The following is an 18,964-nucleotide window of genomic DNA, read 5'->3' as shown; positions in this document are numbered from 1 at the left end:
GCCCCATGAAAGGACTGACTCATTTTGCGGTAACACGACGTGTCACTGTTTCGATGATGGCTATTACCATCATGCTATTTGGCGTGATTGCCATGAAAGAAATGCCGGTGACTTTATTGCCGTCATTAGAATACCCAACCATGACCATCAGAACCGAGTATGAAAATGCTGGACCTGAAGAGATAGAATTGTTGATAACCAAACCACTGGAAGAGTCGGTTGGTGTCGTAAAAGGCATATCTCGGGTGTTTTCAACGTCAACAACAGGTCGATCTGATGTGAAGTTAGAGTTCACATGGGATGCGGACATGAAACGAGCTGCTTATGATGTACGTGACCGCATGGATGCTGTGCGATTACCTTTGGATGTGGATGCACCAATTTTATTGCGTTTTAACCCATCTACTGACCCTGTCATTCAATTGGCTTTGAGTTTGGATGGCATAGAAGGTGAGGCTGAGTTAAAAGCGCTTCGTTCGTACGCTGACCATATTTTAAAGAAAAAATTAGATCCAGTAGCGGGTGTGGCCGCAGTGAAAATATCTGGTGGTTATGAAAAAGAAATAGAAATTCAACCCGACCAGTTCCGCATGGCCCAGTTGGGTTTGACCATCAGTGACATTTCATCACGTTTAAGGCAGGAAAACATCAACCTCACAGGTGGGGCCATCAAACAAGGTTCTCAGATGTTTTTGGTCAGAACGATTAATCAGTTTGAAGACATCAATTCAATCAAGGATTTAATCATTGCCAATAAAGACGGCAGAATCATCAAAATCAAAGACCTGGCTGAAGTTAAACTGGGTCACAAAGACCGCAAATCAATCAATCGACTGAATGGTAAGGAAGCGATTGAAATTGCCATTTATAAAGAAGGCGACAGCAACACAGTGTCAGTTGCAGAAGCGGTCAAAGAAAAAATCAATCAATTGAAAAAAGAATTACCCAATGGCAGCCAGCTAAAAATCATCAACGACCAGTCATTGTTTATTAAAGATGCGATTGATAACGTCGTTTCATCTGCCATTATCGGTGGTTTTCTGGCGATTCTGGTTATTTTCTTGTTCTTGCGAGATGCGTGGGCAACAGTGATTATTGGTGCTTTGATTCCAGTTTCAGTTATTGCTGGGTTTTTCTTTATGTACCGTGCAGGCGTCAGTTTCAATATCATGTCTTTGGGTGGGGTGGCATTGGCAGTGGGCTTGTTGGTGGATAACGGTATTGTGGTACTGGAAAACATCGCCGCTAAAATGAAAGGAAGCAAAGGGGATGAGTTGTTGGCTGTAGAGCAAGGTGCCTCTGAAGTCAGTGGTGCTATTACTGCATCAACGCTGACCACCATTGCTGTGTTTTTACCCTTGATTTTTGTTCAGGGTATTGCCGGCCAATTGTTTAAAGACCAAGCCCTGACGGTTACATTTACTCTGATTGTTTCTTTGGTATTTGCTTTGTTATTGATACCAATGATGTCCAGTTTGAAAGCACACAAAAAGACGCATTTAAGTAACACAGGCCAAGCCGAATATGAGTCTAAGACACGTATTGGTCGCGGAATAAGGGGCGTAAGGCGTGGCTTTTTTAACAATTTATTCGAAAGTATTATTTGGTTCTTTAAAACCCTATTCAAACTTTTTGGCAAGCTGCTGGGCTTCGTTTTGTATTTTCCAGCCAAGGGCGTTAATGGTTTATATAACTTGTTGTTAAAGCTCTACAAAAAACTGTTGCCTTGGGCATTGAATCACCGTTGGGTTGTTTTGACATTGGCTGTCGTCACTTTTGCTCTGACTTTACAACTACTACCTCGGTTGGGGATGGAACTGATACCAGACTTAGAGGCCAATAAAGCCAAGGTGGTATTTAAATTGCCTGAAGGTGAAACGATTGAATCTACAGATACATTTTTCAAAAAAATCAGCGCCAAAATCAGTGAGATTGAAGGTGTTCAATTTGTTTACGGCATCAGTGGAGAAGGCAATAAATTAGATGCATCTGCCTTATCAGGTGGTGAAAACTCAGGTGAGATTTTATTAAGCTTGAAAATAGGTTCAGACAAACAACGCATACAAGAAGACTTATTGAGTGTCTTGAATCAAAAAGCGGGCTTGCAAAGTGAGTTGGCCGCGGGGCAATTTTTTGATTTGGCGGTGCCGATTGAAATTGAATTAGCAGGAAATGATTTAGATTTGTTAAAAGAAAATGCCAAGAAAATGGCGCAATCTTTATCCAGCTCGCCTTATTTTGTTAATGTGGACAGCGGAGTTGAAATCGGCAACCCTGAAATTCAACTGTATTTTGACCAAGAAAAAATAGCATCTTTAGGCATGAATGTGTCACAAGTGGCGAATAATGTGGTCAATAAAGTGTTGGGCAAGGTTGAGACCAATGTGCATTGGCAGGATCAAAAAGTTGAGCTGCGTGTAAGAACTCAAGAAACACAGCGAGATTCTGTTGAGGATGTCAGAAACCTCATCATCAACCCCAATAGCACTTCGCCCATTCGACTTTCAGATGTGGCAGATGTGCGTTTGGCAGAAGGTCCTGGACAAATCGAACGTCGTGATCAACAGCGTGTAATCGTGGTGACAGCAGATATTCAAGGCATTGCATTGGGTGATGCGGTGGCATTAGCCAAAGAGAAGCTGCAAAGCACGGAGATTCATCCTTTGGTTTATACCCAAGTGACTGGACAGAACGAAGATTTAGAGGCTTCAAATCAATCCATGGTATTTGCGTTGGGCTTGGCTGTATTTTTAGTCTATATGATTCTGGCTTCCCAGTTTGAGTCATTGGTACACCCTTTTGTGATTTTGATTTCTATTCCGTTGGCCTTTATTGGCGCCATTTGGGCTTTGTACCTCACTGGAACAACCATATCGGTGGTGGTGTTTATTGGTCTCATCATGCTGGCCGGAATTGTGGTGAATAACGCGATTGTATTGATTGACCTTATTAAGCAATTGATGGCACAAGGCATGAACAAAACAGCAGCCATCATTGAGGCAGGTCATTCACGACTGCGTCCCATCATCATGACCACCATGACAACCGTGTTGGGCTTGATGCCAATGGTCATAACGATAGGTGAATCCAGCGCAGGTAGTGAAATCAGGGCGCCAATGGCCATCACTGTGATGGGTGGCTTGATGGTTTCTACCTTTTTGACCTTGGTTGTGATTCCGGTCTTGTTCTCGTTGATGACCAAGGAGCGCCAAGATGTCGAATAAAGCACCGCAAGCATTTGAAGAAGCTTCAACTGGCGTCAGTCGATTCGCTGCCTTTTCTTTGAATCGACCCATCACCATCAGCATGGTTTTTGTGTCATTATTGACCATGGGGTTGATATCTTCGCGTTTGTTGTCTTTGGAATCGATGCCAGAAATTAAATTGCCTTTCTTCTATGTTTTTGTGCCTTATCAAGCGGGTACGCCTGAGGATGTGGAACGCACCATCACTCGACCATTAGAAGAGGCATTGGCCACCATTGGTGACATTGAACGAATGAACTCGAACAGCAGCACCGATGGCGGTGGCGTGGGATTGATGTTTGCCACAGATGTGGATGTCGATGAAACAGCGATGTTAATAAAAGAACAGGTCGATTTGTTACGACCTTCTTTGCCCGATGATGTTAGGTACATTCGAATCAACAAAGCGGAAGCGGGTGAAGAAACATTCATGAAGTTGCGAATTACAGGGGATCGTAATTTGGAAGGTGCTTATGATTTATTGAATCAATACTTGGTCAAGCCAGTTCAACGCATACCGGGTGTGGCTCGCGTAGATTTACAAGGCATTGAGCCACTTGAAATCAGCATCAAATTAGACAATGAACGCATGAAGCGCTACAACATTGGTTTTCGTGAGTTACAAAGTAAAATCAATGACGTGAATTTCAATGTGGGTTCAGGAAACTTCACCACCAACGATCAAGTGATTCGCATCACGCCTAAATCCAAAGCCCTGCGAATCGAAGACTATCAAGATTTATTGCTCAATGACAACAATGTGCGCCTGAAAGATGTTGCCACGGTGACATTGATGAATGGCGAGCGTAATTATTCTCGCCATTTGAACCGCAAATATTCGATTGGCTTAGAAATCTACAAAGAATCAACCGCTAATCTGGTGGATGTTGCTGAAGAAGTGGTGGCTACCATCACACAATTGGGTGAAACATCGCAAATGGCAGGCATTAAGCTGGTGTTCTTGGAAAACCAAGCTGAAGGTGTGAAAAATTCTTTGCGTGATGTGGTGACGGCTGGGGTGACAGGTTCGCTGTTGTCTTTGGTGGTTTTGTTTGTGTTTTTACGCAATTGGGCGATGACTTTGATCATTTCATTGTCTATTCCTGTATCAATCATTATCACCTTGTCAGTGATGTATTTTACTGGCATCACTTTAAATAATTTGTCATTGATGGGCTTGATGTTAGCGATTGGTATGTTGGTAGATAATTCGGTGGTGATTACCGAAAGTATTTTTACCCAGAAGCAGAAAAATCCGGGCCACCCGCGTTTGGCCATCATCGAAGGTGTTAAACAAGTCATGACGCCAGTGATTGCAGGTACTTTAACCACCATTTGTGTGTTCTTGCCATTAATCGTTGGGGAAGAAAATCTGATAGCTGTATTTATGATACATGTGGCTGTTGCCATCATTGCTGCTTTGGTTATTTCATTGATGCTGTCAGTGACCGTGGTTCCCATGGCCATTTATCAGTTTGCCACAGGCATCAACAAACAAATTCAAAATAAAGCTGAAAGCACACCTAAAAACACTTTTTGGTCTCGATTGTCAGACAGTAAAAAGTGGTTGTTGATATTGATGGTCATCATTCTGGGGTCGGTTGTCGCTAAATCATTCGGCATGCCAAGTGACAGCAACACCATATTGGTTTACGTGTCATTGTTCTTTTTGTTTTCTTTGGTATTCACTGCCAAATACGCCAAAATACTGCATTTCACCTTGCACCATCGATGGGCTATGGTGGGGTTTATTGTGCTGATGTCTTTAGCCGGACAGGTGGCAAAAAGTTTCATGAAAGAAGATGATGGTACGGGACAGTCCGTAAGCAGAAATTTTTGGCTGCCATACCATGTGAAAGGGACATATACCCTTGAGCGCATGAAAAAAGATGTGGACCGCATAGAAGCGTACTTGTATGAAAACCAAGAAAAATTTGAAATAGATTCTGTTTACAGTTACTTCAGTGAAGAAGGGAACGCCAGCTCTATGATCACTTTGATTCCAGCCGAGCAGGGTACCAAAACCGTGGCTGAAATTAAAAAAGAAATCCTTGAAAACTTGCCGGAAATTGCCATCGGAGCACCTTCGTTTAGGTGGCGAAGCAATTCTGGTGATGAAGGCATCAAGGTATATTTACAAGGCGATTCTGCTGAGTGGATTAAAGACCGTTACTTAGATGATGTGATGTTTTCCATAAGACAGGTGGAGCAAGTTACGAACGTACAGGTGGAGCAGCGCAATGGTCAACAAGAGTTACAGGTGGTGGTTGACAGGGAGCGTGCGCTGAATCTGGGTTTAAGTCCAGTAGAAGTGGCACAAAGTGTCAACATCGCCATGCGAGGCATGAACCTAAAAGAATACATCAATGAGTCGGGTGAAATTCCAGTCAAGATGCGTTATTACAAAAAAGGCGAATTCAAACTGGAACAGCTGCTCAACTTACCGATTAAAAACAACCAAGGTGTTTCAGTGCCATTGGAAAATGTGGCCAGTATTTCACAAGCCTCATCTCCTCAACGCCTGAGAAGAATGAGCCGCGAAAGCACGGTTGAAATTGAAATAGATGTGATAGATGATGCCAATGTCAAAGAAGTCAAAGACAGCATCCAAGCTAAGCTTGATGCATTTCCTTTTGATTCTGGCTACCGTTGGAGTTTTGACGGTGGCAGCAGGGGATTCAATCCGAAATTAGATGATTTGTTTTTGAACTTGGTTATTGCCATTTGCCTCATCTTTATTATCATGGCAGCGATGTTTGAATCCTTGCTGTTTCCTCTGTGTGTGATCACTTCAATTTTCTTCTCCTATGTTGGGACATGGGTGATGTTTGCCATAACAGGAACGACTTTCAATGTCATGGCCGGCATTGGTATGATGATATTGATTGGCGTGATTGTGAACAATGGCATTGTTTTGATAGATCACATTAATAATTTAAGGCTCAAGGGGTTAAGCCGATATGATGCCATCATACAAGGTGGCCAAGATCGCTTGCGCCCGATTTTGATGACTGTATCAACCACTGTTGTGGGGTTGATTCCATTGAGTGTCAGTGCCTCTAGTTTAGGCAGTGAAGGTGGTGCTGAGTATTTTCCGATGGCTCGTGCGATTATTGGAGGCTTGACCTTTTCTACTGTGGTCAGCTTGGTGATTTTGCCGAGTTTGTATTGCTGGTTAGATGACTTGAGGGCTTGGTCTTCAAGTCGTTGGCAGTTGCGCCATTTTGGAGCCAGAAAAGAAGCGCGCACAGCTAAGAAGGCAGAATCTGTTTAAGTTACTTGCTAAAGGTTGGTTTATTTGTGACGATATTGTCATGGTATCGTCACAATAACACCCTAATATGTCAGTTTTAACAGAACCTCCAGAAATGCACACCAATATATTGATTGTTGAAGATGACATGGCCATCAGAGAAATGATGGCGTTTTCTTTAAAACGAGAAGGCTTTGATCCCATCAAAGCGGCCTCTGGTAATGAAGCTTTGGAACAATTGAATCAGGTGCACCCTGACTTGATAGTTGTAGACTGGGGTTTACCAGACATGAGTGGTATAGACTTGATTGACATGATTCGACGAGATGAAGTGGTCAAAGAGGTCCCCATCATCATGTTAACTGCACGCTCTGAAGAGCATGACAAGATCAAGGGACTTGAGCGTGGTGCCGATGATTATTTGACAAAACCGGCATCGATGCTTGAACTGATGGCTCGCATCAGGGCGCATTTACGTCGATCTAAAGGCTTTGAAACCAGTCATAAACTCAGTTTTCAAGACATTGTGATGGACGCCTCAGCACATGAAGTGACGGTCAATGAATCGGGTGTTAGTTTAAGTTTAACTGAATATAAGTTACTCAAGTTGTTTTTGCAAAACCCTAATAAATTATTGGCTCGTGAGCATATTCTAAATCATGTTTGGGGACGAAATACCATTGTAGAAGACAGAACGGTTGATGTTCATGTGTTGCGCTTAAGGAAGGCGTTGAAACCTCATGAGAGGGACAAGTGGATTCAGACGGTACGTGGTATTGGGTACAAACTTGCTACTGCCTAAAAACACATCAGTCAACCTCACGGACATTGTGAGGTTGACTTAATAAAGCATCAGTTGTTCAATTGATTTTTTATCTTAGCAATTGCTTCACTTCTTTTGGCTGCTTTTTTGGCTGCTTTTTGAGACATTTTTAACAATTGCTTTTTGATGTTTTTCTTTTGTTCTTTGGCTAAATCAGCCCTGATGTCTTTGATTTCTTCAAATTCAGTTTCAACTTTTAATAAAATTTCTTCTATTCTTTTTAAATGGCTTTCAGCCTGTTTGGCCGCTTTTTCTGTGCGGTTGGTCAGTTTTTCTAAATCTTTTTTGTCCATGGGTGTTTTTTATTGACGGTCTTGTGAAAAGCCATTGTATATTTGTTCAACAGAACCAGCAATCTTATCATTATAAGGTTCAACAATTGAATGGTCTTTTTCAGGATAATCTAATTGACTTAAAAAGAAACGCATACAATTGATTCGGGCCCTTTTTTTATCATCTGACTTGATGATGGTCCACGGTGCATTTTCTGTATCTGTGTGTTTAAACATGTTGGTTTTTGCTGTGGTGTAATCATCCCATTTCCCTAATGATTCGATATCAACAGGGCTTAACTTCCATTGTTTCAAAGGATCATTCTTGCGATTAAAAAATCGCCTCAATTGTTCTTGTCGCGTCACTGAAAACCAAAATTTAAATAAGATGATTCCTGAGTCAACCAACATGTCTTCCAAAGGTGACACCTGGTGCATGAATTGATCATATTGGTCATTGTTACAAAAGCCCATGACTTTCTCTACACCAGCCCTGTTGTACCAAGAACGGTCAAAAAACACCATTTCACCTTGTGAGGGGAGTTGAGCAATGTAGCGTTGAAAATACCATTGTCCCAATTCACGGGCAGTGGGTTTTTCTAAAGCGACAACATGAGCAGCACGGGGATTTAAGTGTTCCATAAAACGTTTTATGGTACCACCTTTACCGGCTGCATCTCGACCCTCAAAAAGGCAGACGATTTTTTGGCCCGTTTCTTTAACCCAGCTTTGCACTTTCAGCAGTTCTGTTTGGAGCAGGTGTTTTTGTTGTTCATAGTCATACAAACCAATCCTTTCTGAAAAAGGGTAGTCTCCAGCAGCTGCAGAAAGTTTTAATAACTTTTTGCCAGAAATGGGTTTGTCTTGAGACATGACAAACTGATGATCAGTGTAAATTTCAAGCTGTTTTAAAGCATCGGTTTTAGATAGTTTCACTCAGTTCTCCAAAAAAGTGTGCAAATAACTAACATTATACCTATAAAAGATGTCAATTTAATTGAGATATATCAAGAGGAAGAATGTAATTAGACTGATTGTTTTGCAGTCGAATGAATATGCTTTTAAAAGTGACTGTAATTTTAAAAAAAAGGGGCTTGAAATCCAGTTGGATTCAAGCCCTTTGGGGATGTGGTCAATTGGGTTACTTTATCCCAGCTGACTGTCTGCCACATGATAGTCTGGATCTTCTATCACATTGACTTCAACTAAATTACCTGCTTTTTTCAGGAGTTGACGGCATTCAGGGCTGAGGTGACGGTAATGCAGGTTCTTGCCATTGCGCATATATCGCTCTGCTAAAGAGTCCAAGGCTTCAATGCCTGAGTGGTCATAAACGCGTGCTTGAGCAAAATCAACAATCACTTCTTGAGGGTCGGTTTTTGGGTTGAATTGATCATTGAAATTGTGAATTGAACCAAAAAACACAGGGCCTTTGACCATATAAATTTTACTGCCATCTTCTTCTGTATGGCTTTCAACAAAAATGCGTTTGGCCCCTTTCCAAGCGAAAACCAAAGCAGAAACAATCACACCGACAATCACAGCAATCGCCAAATCAGCAATCACAGTGATACCTGATACCAATACGATAACAAATATTTCTGACTTCTGAACTTTGTTTATCATGCGCAAGCTGGCCCACTCAAAAGTGCCCAAAACCACCATAAACATCAAGCCAACCAAAGCAGCCAATGGCACCATTTCAATCCACGAAGAACCCACCAGAATAAACAGCAACAAAGCAATCGCAGCAGTGATGCCTGATAAGCGGCCTCGACCACCTGATTTGATGTTAATCATGCTTTGGCCAATCATCGCACAACCACCCATGCCGCCGAAAAAGCCATTGGTGAAGTTGGCCAAGCCTTGGCCGACACATTCGCGGTTACCTTGACCGCGAGTTTCAGTGATGTCATCTATCAAAGTTAAAGTCAACAAAGACTCAATCAAACCAACAGCGGCTAAAATCAAAGCATAAGGGAAGATGATTTTTAGTGTTTCTAAATTAAAGGGCACTGATGGAATAGAAAAGGCGGGTAAGCTACCAGCAATCGTGGCCTCAGGGTTGCCTGAATTAGAACGAACATAATCGATCACATTAGGAATAGGCACATCAAAACCAATCACCAAACCCGTGACAATCAAAATGGCAGCCAATGAAGCCGGCACCACACGTGTCAATTTGGGCAGGAAGTGAATGATGAACATCGTCAAAGCCACCATACCAACCATCCAATATAAGGTAGGACCTGTCATCCATTGTTGAATGCCATTGGCGTCAATGATTTTAAACTGACCCAATTGGGCCAAGAAAATAACAATCGCCAAACCATTCACAAAGCCCAGCATCACAGGGTGAGGCACCATGCGTATGAACATGCCGAGTTTGAACACACCGGCCAAGATTTGCAGCACACCGGTTAACACCACAGCAGCAAACAAATATTCAACACCATGTTGTGCAACCAAAGCCACCATGACCACAGCCATCGCGCCTGTGGCACCTGAAATCATGCCAGGACGACCACCAAAAATTGAGGTAATCAAACCCACCATAAAGGCCGCATACAAACCCACCATCGGATCCACACCGGCGACAAAAGCAAAAGCCACAGCTTCGGGCACCAAAGCCAAAGCAACGGTCAAACCGGACAACACGTCATTCTTGACGCTGTAGCCCATTCTTTTAGATATCAAGTTAAACACGGTAAAAACCCTTAATTCACAATGCCGCGCATACTACCTGATGTGCTTGAAATGTCAATCAAAAGCTGAGTTACTTAAACTCTGGACATGCCAAAAATATGCACTCACTCTCAAAAAAATGCTCAATCAAAAAGTATGTCCTCAAACTGTCATACTCATGCTTGACACGAGTATCTCCAGCTAATTAGCAATAAAAGCAATAATGGTTCCAGCTAAATCGAGTGGGCAATAGAGAATTTCCAAGCATGTAATCCAGTTCAGTGCAACACCACATCTCGTCATTGCGGCGAAGGCCGTAATCCAGTTTTGAAAAATGATTTTCAGCCTCAGAGGTTACTTTGCACAACACTCAAGACCTTACTCAAGACCTTACTCAAGACCTTACTCAAGACCTATAAGCTATAATACTGTGCGTTGTTTGCTGTTCCAACTGGATACTGGCCTTCGCCGGTATGACGGTTGAAAGTGGTTTTCACACCGCCATACCGTTATCCGCGAGTTCAGGAACCAGAACATATAAAACAGTTGCGTCAAAAACTTAACCAATAAACATTAAATAGGTGTATACCCGTGGTGCATTTGAAGCAGGAAAAATTGAAAAACATCACATTTTTTTTGAATATTGTATATTTTCAAACTTCGTTTGAACCCGCTTCGCTATGGATTACCCGGTCAAGCCGGGTAATGACGGTATTTTTTGTTGGAAAAACTCCCAAATGCACCACGGGTTAGATGTATATAAAATGACATAGATTGCATGTTATTCAAGGTTTGATTAAATATCGGCGTATCACAGCTTTTTTATTACAGAAATTCAAATTTAAAACCATTTGTTTTGTAAAATATTTACCATATTGTGTTGAAAACCAATTCAAAAGCCAGTGTTTCGCTGTATTTGTCTTTATTAAATGACTACAATGCATATTTAATAAATTGTTATGTGCTAGAGGAGTGAAGCATGAGTTATGACTTAATGGTCTTTGACCCCACAGTCGCACCAAAGGAAAGAAAAGACTTTATGAAGTGGTATGCCCAACAAACAGAATGGGAAGAAGATCATTCATATCAAGATAATGAAGTTTCAACCGAAGGGTTGCAGGCGTGGTTCAAGGATATGATTGAATATTTCCCTCCCATGAATGGACCACTTGCTTCTGAAGATGACGACAATCCTAAGGTGACTGATCATTGTGTTGGTAAGCACGTAATTTATTCCGCATTTTCATGGTCTGTAGCTGAAGAGGCTTATCCAAAAATGCGTGAACTATCAATAAAGCACTCTATAGGTTTTTTTGATGCCAGCGCTGACAACGGAGAAATATTATTCCCAAGTAGTGCCGTAGAATTGGAAGTAACAAAACCTTGGTGGAAATTTTGGTAAAGTTTAAGTACAAAAAACACATAACTAGGCGCTCCAATTGACTTAGTGGTCTACGTTCGTTTATGTGCATTCGCTGCGCTCATTGTTGCACAATACTCACTACAACCGCTGTGCAATTGAGCTTGGCGTTAAGCCTAATTCTGAGCAAAAGTTAAATCAATGGAGTAAATATGAAAAATTTAGTTTTGGTATTGGGCATCATCTTTATCGGCTTTGCTCTGCCAGCCCAAGCAGGCGACGCCAAAAAGATTCTGATCATTGCCTCAAATCTGGAAGATATGGGCGATCCTGATAAGCATGACGCTAGAAATAACCTTTGGGAATACGCGCCTCCGTACCATATATTTATTTCTCATGGCTATGCAGTTGATTTTGCTTCTCCGGCCGGAGGAGTAGTGCCATTTATGATGGACCCTCTTGGTATCAGCAGTTACACAATAAAGTATGAAGGTTTTTTGGACAAGGCTAATAGCTCACTGAAGCCGAATCAGGTTAACCCTGAGGATTATGCTGCCGTCTTTGTAGGTGGGGGCTACGGGACGCTGTTTGACGTGGCTTCGAATCAAAAGCTACTTGATATAATGGCGGAGATTTATGAAGGCGGTGGAGTAGTCGGGAGTAGTGGGCACGGAGCGGGCGCTTTTGCGAATGTAAAACTAAAAAATGGCAAGTTTTTGGTTCAGGGAAAGCGAGTTGCGGGCTTCCCTAACTCGACGGAAGCGGAGAAGTCTTGGGCTAAGCAGGGTACTTTACTGCCATTTCTCGTTGAAGATCAGCTTCGTAAAAACGGTGCACTAGCAATCAATAAAGACAATATTGCCGATAAACATGAGGTCATCATAGATGCGCGCATAGTGTCAACAATGTTCTTGCCACCTGCTGCATTGGTAGCGAAAGAAATGCTTATCTTGCTCGAGAAAGGCGAAAAGCTTAACACATCAATACAGCCGACCGCTAACGCGTCGGCTGATTGAAGCGTTATGATTGCCTGTAACTCTTAAAGAAATCAGCCATGCGGTATAAGGCATCTTCTAATACCTCTTTATTCGGTAAATAAACCAAACGAAAATGGTCTGGTTTGGGCCAGTTGAATGCTGTACCGTGAACCAGTAAGATGTGTTTGCTGACCAATAAATCCAAAATCATTTGCTCGTCGTCTTTGATGCCAAAACGCTCGGTATCGACTTTAACAAAGTTATACAGCGCTCCTTTGGGTAAGGTAGATGAAAGTCCTGGGATGCTGTTGATCATGTCATGGGCCAACAGGCGTTGTTGATTCAGCCGACCATTGCCTTGAGTCAGGTCATCGATGCTTTGGTAACCACCCAGTGCGGCTTGAATGACAAACTGACTGGGCACATTGGCACATAAGCGCATAGAAGACAGGATGTTCAAACCTTCAATATAATCACTGGCATGTTCCGTGTGACCACTGATGACCATCCAGCCTGTGCGGTATCCGGCCACCCGATACGTTTTTGACAAACCATTAAAAGTCACAAACATCACGTCATCGGCCAAGGATGCGATAGAAGTGTAGGGCGTGTTGTCATATAAGATTTTTTCGTAGATTTCATCGCTGAAAATAATCAAGTTGTGTTTGCGGGCCAGTTCAATGATTTGTATCAATTGCGCTTCGGTATAAACGGCGCCTGTGGGGTTGTTGGGGTTGATGAGCACCAAACCGCGGGTTTTGTCAGTGATTTTGGCTTCCATATCTGCCAAGTCAGGGGCCCAGTCACTGTCTTCATCGCACAAATAATGCACAGCTTTACCACCTGATAAATGTACCGCAGCGGTCCAAAGCGGGTAATCAGGCGCTGGGATCAGCATTTCATCACCGTCATTCAACAGGCCTTGCATGGTCATAACGATCAATTCTGATACGCCATTACCAATATAAATGTTATCAATATTGAGGTTCTTGATTTGACGTTCTTGGTAATATTGATAAATCGCCACCCGGGCTGAATAGACACCTTTGGAGTCACAATAGCCTTCGGCTTGAGGTAAGTTGTGAATCATGTCGCGGACGATGTCATCAGGTGCATCGAATCCAAAAGGTGCAGGATTGCCGATGTTGAGTTTCAGTACTTTGCCACCTTGTTCTTCGATCTTTTGTGCTGCGGAAAGTACAGGTCCACGGATGTCATAGCAGACATCATTGAGTTTATTTGATTGTTTGATGTTCATGTTGTTGTTCATTTTTTGAGGCCGCTTTGGGTCAAGTAATACATGGCAAAGGAACCCAGCCAGTGGCCGCCAGCATAGTGTTCGCCTGTTACAGCTGCCAGTCCAGCTTGTCTGTGGTTGTTGGCCTGTCTTAGTAATATGGCCCTGCGCTTGTCTTTCAACGGTAATTTTGATGCCATACCTTCTAACATCCAAGCACGAGAAATGTTCAAGCCATCCATGTGTGATAAGTGACCATCACTGGGGTCGGTTGAAACGGCCACTGCTAACCAGTCGCTGCCGTGTTTGATTTGTGGCAGAAACTTTTTGAGCCATTTTTGATAGGTTTTTGGTTCCAATAAAACACGCCGCATCAAATCAGCTTCAGCCAAACAAGCTGAGAGGAAATCGTGACCAGACGGTTCATATGCTATGGGGCATTTTTTATCATTTAAATAAAAGCGATTGATGTGCTCTTTTAAGAATGTATGAAAGTTTAAATCATTCACTTGTCCGGCATAATCCAGCATCATCCCAAAGGCAAAAGCCGTTTGTGAATGTGTGCCGTTACGGATGGGGTGGGTTAATTTGGGAATCCATTGTTTCAGTTTGTTTTTTATTTCTTGTTCTAATGGCTGGAGGTTCTGACGCCATTGCTGAACTTCGGGGTCATCCCACTGATGTAACTCAGCCACCAATTGCAAATACCAAGCCATACCATAAGGACGTTCGTAACTTTTGCGACCTTCTTGTTGAAAGTATGCCAACTCTTTTTGCATGTGTTCTTGAGTGAAATGTGCCGCCAAGCGCGGCTTGATCTTTTGAAAAGCGGGGTGATCTGGGAACGTTTTTAAAGCTTTGACCAAAAGCCAGTGACCATGCACTGATGAATGCCAGTCAAAACAACCAAAGAAAGCAGGGTGCATTTGACCGGGTGTTTGGGCGTCAGTGTCACTTTGCAAAACATGTTTGATGCTGTTGGGGTATTCCTTGTCTAAGCATGCCAGTGCCAAATCTGCAAATTGTTCAAAGACCGATACATCGAGCAATTCAAAATGGTCTTCTTCTAATAAATTGGGTCGTAACCACTTGGACTTGCTGGCCAGAGCAGATTCCAGGGCTGGTAGCTTAATGGCTGTGCGATTTAAATTGACTTGTGCTAATGGCTGCATGGGGTACAGTTTTTGTCCAGCCACCATCAATGTGCCATATGCCTGGGGCAAATTTTGTTTCAATAAGTATTGATCAAATAAATAGGCAAACCATTCAGCTTTGACTTGGCCTGAATCGACTGCTTTTTTGATTTCAGGAAAAAAGTGATGTTGTTGCTCAATCGGCGCGTGTTTAACGATGATCAATGCCATTTTGGCGACGTTCTCACCCACGTCGCTGATACCAGGCCAATGACCCAGTTGATTTATGATTTGCTCAAGGGTGGCGATGTTTTTTGCATCTAATTTCGCTTGAAGTTTTTTTAAACGCTGAATTTCTTTCTTATCGCTCGCTTGTTGCGAATTACTGAATTCGAGTTGTTTGATCTCTACCCTGTGTTTTTGATCCAAGCTCAGTGCATCATTTAGTTGAGCTTTATAATCTTGCGCATTGAGGCCAAAGGCAACAGTAAAAAAGCCAAGAGCAACAATCAAGTGAATGCTTTTAATGTGTATAAGTTTTAATTGCACAGTTAACCAACAATGTAAATTTGAAAATTATATAACAGTTTAAAAACAGAAGTTAATGAGAGTTTGTTATAACAGTAATCGTTCTGATTAGGATGCTAACAAAAACATTGGACGGTGGTTTAAATCTACATCTGTATTTGATACCCTTATAAGTGATTTGCGTAAATAAAAGGAGAACAAATATGTCAGATAAAACAATTTCATCAGCGGCATTTTCAAGTGCTGAAGAAATTTTCAACTCTTCAAAATTAAGTAAAAGTGATAAGATTTCCCTTTTGCAAGAGTGGGAATGCACGGTCAGACAAATGCAAGTCGCTGAAGAAGAAAACATGACTTCAGGCCCTGATGCCAATCTTAAGGAAGTGTTGGATTACCTGCATAAATTGGGTGCGGAATCTGTCCACAATGAACCATGATCTGTGATTTAGTAGTAACTTGTCATAAAGTTAAAAAAAGCGTTGGAATTTATATTGTTTCAGCGCCTTTTTAATTTTTAAAATTTATTTGACCTAATAAGTACCTATGGTATTAACTCAATATTTCAGTAATGTTTCCTGGCCACAAAAGCCACATCAAGAATAAACATTAATGGAAGACTTGTTGTCTCTAGTAAAGCCTGGGTTTCTGCTGTTGTTACTTGAATCCAGGACAGATAAAATCAGTTCATGATTATAATTAAAAACCAAAGCGACATGGCTCGTTTACGACGCATTGCTTTGCTGTCTCAAGGCTTGCTACCAGCTAAACCTTTTGGCAAAAGTGTAAAAGGAGCGCACAAGGCCATTGAACATCTGGGTTATGTTCAAATCGATACCATTTCAGTAGTTGAGCGCGCACACAACCATGTGTTGTATTCTAGGGTGCCGAATTTTAAGCCAGAAATGATGAATCAAATGTTGGCCTCAGGAGATGTTTTTGAATATTGGTCTCATGCAGCAGCCTTTTTACCCATGGCTGACTACCGTTTTTCTCTGCCTTATAAGCACGCTATAAAAAGTGGTCAAACCCATTGGTATAAAGCCCGTGATGAAAAACTGATGGCTGAATTATTGGCCCGAATCAAATCTGACGGGCCTTTGCGTTCGCGCGACGTGGAGGACAAGAGGACCAAACAAGCCGGTTGGTGGGATTGGAAGCCGGCGAAAAAAGCCTTGGAACAATTGTATATGCAAGGCGACTTGATGGTCAGTCGTCGAGAAGGGTTTCAGAAAGTCTATGATCTGACTGAGCGGGTTTTACCATCAGGTGTGAACACACAGATGCCGAGTGTCATTGAGTTTGCCACACATTTGTTAGCGCAACAACTGCGCTGTCATGGTTTGGTATCACTCAAAGGTTTGACCTATCTGCGCCGCAATACTGAATTGCGTGAAGCAGTGAAAAAACTGATTAATGAACGTTTGGCGGCAGGTGATTTAACCGAAATTCAATTACCTACTGGCGAGCGCTATTTTATTGAAGCTGGGGCTTTAGAACGCCGCTTACCACGCTTGAATGATCGCCTGATGATCCTGTCACCATTTGACAACGTTGTGATTCAACGTGACCGACTCAAGGTGCTGTTTGATTTTGACTATCAAATCGAATGTTATGTACCGGCGGCCAAAAGAAAATACGGCTATTTTTCTTTGCCTCTATTGTACCGGGGAAAGTTTATAGGTCGCATGGACTCTAAGGCGCACCGAAAAGAACGGCGTTTGGAAATTAAAATGCTGCACCTTGAACATCCATTGGAACGGCACAATTATGACCAAGATGCGATCAATGTCGCATTTATTAAAGCTTTGAAAAGCTTCATGATATTCCAGTCCTGTGATTCAATTACTTTGACTGAAGTTCAATCGAAGTCATCAGCTGAAGCTTTGTACAGTGGCATAAAATCGTTATTTTAATGGCAGTCAAAAACAGTCTCCTCAGGTGGATTGCTCCGTTAAATAACATTTGGTGTTATGTGTGTACTTCGATTATTCTATGCATCAATTTTTAAAGTACATTTGGACGACGGGCTGTCCAATCTAAAATATAGGAATATGACATGTTAAAATTATTCAGAGTCGCCAGTTTGTTAGAAGGGTGTTCTTATCTTGCTATTTTGTGTGTCACACTCGGCTTTATCAGCAGGGACTATGTTTTTATCATAGGCATGACACACGGTGCGTTATTCTTTTTGTATTTTTTGTTGTCACTGGTGGTATCCCATAGACAAGATTGGTCTGTAGTTGTCTGGTTGCTGGTACTTATCGCCGCATTCATACCTTTTGCTTTTGTGCCTGTTGAATTGTTTTTACAAAAAGAGCTGGGTAAGAATGTAAAAAATGGCATGGGCGTCAAACAAGTGTAAATCTGACTCACGGTTCAAGATCAGGCTTGATAAAAATTTTAATGTAATCTCATTGTTTCCTGCTTCAATTGGTAATTTCGAAAGCATAACTTATTGGTCGGTAGGCTTATAAAAAGCATGCTTTGAAGGTTTCCTTTGAATTAAGTAACAAATGCTTTATTCTGTGGGTTGCTTATGTCTGAAACATTATCGTGGTTTTTATTAACTAAAGGGCATTAATGTGTAGCTTATAAAGTTGATGTGGCATATAAGTCAACTTTACTTTTGGCTATCTTATTGAACCCAGTTGTTTCTCTTGCTGATCCGGCTCAGGATTGTTTTGCTTTTATTGTAGAGGCCTTGCTTGATCAAGGCTACGTGGTGTTACCTCAAGTATTTGATACAGATTATTTGGCCTGTTTGTTGAAGGAGTTGATTGAGTTAAATCCTACAGACTTTGATCGGGCGGGTGTTGGCCGTGAAGATTCCTTTCAGAAAAACATGTTTGTTCGAAGTGACAAAATTCATTGGCTTTCTGGGGATGAGAATTATTTGAGTCGTTATAACCGCTGGGTAGAAGCTTTGCGGCTTTATATCAACAAACATTTGTTTTTGGGTCTGTATGACTATGAATGTATGTTTGCACATTATCCTGCAGGGGCGTTTTACAAAAAACATTTGGATGCATTTAAAAACAGCAAAAACCGCAGGCTCAGCTCGGTCTTGTATTTGAATCCCCAATGGGGTGCACAAGATGGTGGTCAATTGGTGGTGTATGACAAAATATCCCCCAGTCCTTTGTTTGAAGTGTCGCCCACTTTTGGCACCATGATTCTGTTCCTGAGTGAAGAGTTTCCGCATGAAGTGTTACCTGCCACTCGATCTCGATACAGCTTAACGGGATGGTATCGCGTCAATGAAAGCCTTGTTTGATATATTTGCTGTCATATGAAGTTCATTTAAAGTGTTCACTGATTGTCGCGAAAGTCAAAACTATTGTCACTTTAAAGTTGTTATGACAATTTGGAATGAAATTGTCATAAAGCAGTGTTAATATGCCGCCGTTAGCGACTTAAGCAATGAATCATTCTAAAATCGCTTCCTTGTTAC

At 41.9% G+C, this 18,964-nt stretch carries 14 protein-coding genes; 9 read left to right on the top strand and 5 right to left on the bottom strand.

Features of this window, described 5'->3' with window-relative positions; all coding sequences use genetic code 11:
• The first annotated feature begins 5 nt into the window (after positions 1-5).
• The 3 genes from FET73_RS08590 (at position 6) to FET73_RS08580 (ending at position 7,300) form a co-directional block, all read left to right on the top strand.
• Positions 6-3,224, top strand: a complete 3,219-nt coding sequence (locus FET73_RS08590; protein WP_154223543.1) for an efflux RND transporter permease subunit — start codon at positions 6-8, stop codon at positions 3,222-3,224.
• Positions 3,214-6,519, top strand: a complete 3,306-nt coding sequence (locus FET73_RS08585; RefSeq protein WP_154223542.1) for an efflux RND transporter permease subunit — start codon at positions 3,214-3,216, stop codon at positions 6,517-6,519. The genes FET73_RS08590 and FET73_RS08585 overlap by 11 nt, the downstream gene beginning before the upstream one ends.
• A gap of 67 nt (positions 6,520-6,586) precedes the next feature.
• A complete protein-coding gene (locus tag FET73_RS08580; RefSeq protein WP_154223541.1) occupies positions 6,587-7,300 on the top strand; it encodes a response regulator in 714 nt (237 codons plus the stop codon).
• A gap of 50 nt (positions 7,301-7,350) precedes the next feature.
• Here FET73_RS08580 and FET73_RS08575 read toward each other — a convergent pair whose 3' ends face one another.
• From FET73_RS08575 to FET73_RS08565, 3 genes are all read right to left on the bottom strand, one after another.
• Positions 7,351-7,614 (bottom strand): hypothetical protein, encoded by a 264-nt coding sequence (locus tag FET73_RS08575; protein WP_154223540.1) that lies wholly within the window; start codon positions 7,612-7,614, stop codon positions 7,351-7,353.
• A gap of 9 nt (positions 7,615-7,623) precedes the next feature.
• The gene (gene ppk2, locus FET73_RS08570; protein ID WP_343032282.1) at positions 7,624-8,529 is read right to left on the bottom strand and encodes a polyphosphate kinase 2; all 906 of its coding nucleotides are present in this window, start codon (positions 8,527-8,529) and stop codon (positions 7,624-7,626) included.
• 210 nt (positions 8,530-8,739) lie between these two features.
• On the bottom strand, positions 8,740-10,299 hold the full coding sequence (locus tag FET73_RS08565) for a SulP family inorganic anion transporter (RefSeq protein ID WP_179952197.1): 1,560 nt from the start codon (positions 10,297-10,299) through the stop codon (positions 8,740-8,742).
• A 958-nt stretch (positions 10,300-11,257) separates the two neighbouring features.
• Here FET73_RS08565 and FET73_RS08560 point away from each other — a divergent pair.
• Both FET73_RS08560 and FET73_RS08555 read left to right on the top strand, forming a co-directional pair.
• Positions 11,258-11,680 (top strand): hypothetical protein, encoded by a 423-nt coding sequence (locus tag FET73_RS08560; RefSeq protein WP_154223539.1) that lies wholly within the window; start codon positions 11,258-11,260, stop codon positions 11,678-11,680.
• A 170-nt stretch (positions 11,681-11,850) separates the two neighbouring features.
• Positions 11,851-12,654: a type 1 glutamine amidotransferase domain-containing protein gene (locus FET73_RS08555; RefSeq protein ID WP_154223538.1), complete on the top strand. Its 804-nt coding sequence runs from the start codon at positions 11,851-11,853 to the stop codon at positions 12,652-12,654.
• Positions 12,655-12,658: 4 nt separating this feature from the next.
• On the opposite strand, the gene FET73_RS08550 is transcribed toward FET73_RS08555, so the two are convergent.
• Both FET73_RS08550 and FET73_RS08545 read right to left on the bottom strand, forming a co-directional pair.
• A complete protein-coding gene (locus FET73_RS08550) occupies positions 12,659-13,873 on the bottom strand; it encodes a pyridoxal phosphate-dependent aminotransferase (protein ID WP_154223537.1) in 1,215 nt (404 codons plus the stop codon).
• Positions 13,874-13,881: 8 nt separating this feature from the next.
• Positions 13,882-15,534 carry a DUF2891 domain-containing protein gene (locus FET73_RS08545; protein ID WP_218944300.1) on the bottom strand — a complete coding sequence of 551 codons (1,653 nt, stop codon included), beginning with the start codon at positions 15,532-15,534 and terminating at the stop codon, positions 13,882-13,884.
• 182 nt (positions 15,535-15,716) lie between these two features.
• On the opposite strand from FET73_RS08545, the gene FET73_RS08540 reads away from it, so the two are divergent.
• The 4 genes from FET73_RS08540 (at position 15,717) to FET73_RS15495 (ending at position 18,787) form a co-directional block, all read left to right on the top strand.
• A complete protein-coding gene (locus FET73_RS08540) occupies positions 15,717-15,950 on the top strand; it encodes a hypothetical protein (protein ID WP_154223536.1) in 234 nt (77 codons plus the stop codon).
• Between the two features lie 249 nt (positions 15,951-16,199).
• On the top strand, positions 16,200-17,426 hold the full coding sequence (locus FET73_RS08535) for a winged helix-turn-helix domain-containing protein (protein ID WP_154223535.1): 1,227 nt from the start codon (positions 16,200-16,202) through the stop codon (positions 17,424-17,426).
• A gap of 143 nt (positions 17,427-17,569) precedes the next feature.
• Positions 17,570-17,875, top strand: coding sequence for a DUF3817 domain-containing protein (locus tag FET73_RS08530; RefSeq protein WP_154223534.1), 306 nt, complete (start codon positions 17,570-17,572; stop codon positions 17,873-17,875).
• 240 nt (positions 17,876-18,115) lie between these two features.
• Positions 18,116-18,787 (top strand): 2OG-Fe(II) oxygenase, encoded by a 672-nt coding sequence (locus FET73_RS15495; RefSeq protein ID WP_343032281.1) that lies wholly within the window; start codon positions 18,116-18,118, stop codon positions 18,785-18,787.
• The last annotated feature ends 177 nt before the right edge of the window (positions 18,788-18,964 follow it).

It is taken from the genome of Marinicella rhabdoformis, assembly GCF_009671245.1.
GTDB lineage: Bacteria > Pseudomonadota > Gammaproteobacteria > Xanthomonadales > Marinicellaceae > Marinicella > Marinicella rhabdoformis.
Note: the sequence above shows the minus strand (reverse complement) of the source record. Positions and strands in the feature narration are given on the sequence as shown.

What these genes read in the sequence shown, in the direction of transcription:
- FET73_RS08540 (WP_154223536.1), top strand. Translation starts at nt 15,717, where the DNA reads ATGTCAGATAAAACAATTTCATCAGCGGCATTTTCAAGTGCTGAAGAA.
- FET73_RS08590 (WP_154223543.1), top strand. Translation starts at nt 6, where the DNA reads ATGAAAGGACTGACTCATTTTGCGGTAACACGACGTGTCACTGTTTCG.
- FET73_RS08530 (WP_154223534.1), top strand. Translation starts at nt 17,570, where the DNA reads ATGTTAAAATTATTCAGAGTCGCCAGTTTGTTAGAAGGGTGTTCTTAT.
- FET73_RS08585 (WP_154223542.1), top strand. Translation starts at nt 3,214, where the DNA reads ATGTCGAATAAAGCACCGCAAGCATTTGAAGAAGCTTCAACTGGCGTC.
- FET73_RS08555 (WP_154223538.1), top strand. Translation starts at nt 11,851, where the DNA reads ATGAAAAATTTAGTTTTGGTATTGGGCATCATCTTTATCGGCTTTGCT.
- FET73_RS08550 (WP_154223537.1), bottom strand. Translation starts at nt 13,873, where the DNA reads ATGAACATCAAACAATCAAATAAACTCAATGATGTCTGCTATGACATC.
- FET73_RS08575 (WP_154223540.1), bottom strand. Translation starts at nt 7,614, where the DNA reads ATGGACAAAAAAGATTTAGAAAAACTGACCAACCGCACAGAAAAAGCG.
- FET73_RS08580 (WP_154223541.1), top strand. Translation starts at nt 6,587, where the DNA reads ATGTCAGTTTTAACAGAACCTCCAGAAATGCACACCAATATATTGATT.
- FET73_RS08560 (WP_154223539.1), top strand. Translation starts at nt 11,258, where the DNA reads ATGAGTTATGACTTAATGGTCTTTGACCCCACAGTCGCACCAAAGGAA.
- FET73_RS08535 (WP_154223535.1), top strand. Translation starts at nt 16,200, where the DNA reads ATGATTATAATTAAAAACCAAAGCGACATGGCTCGTTTACGACGCATT.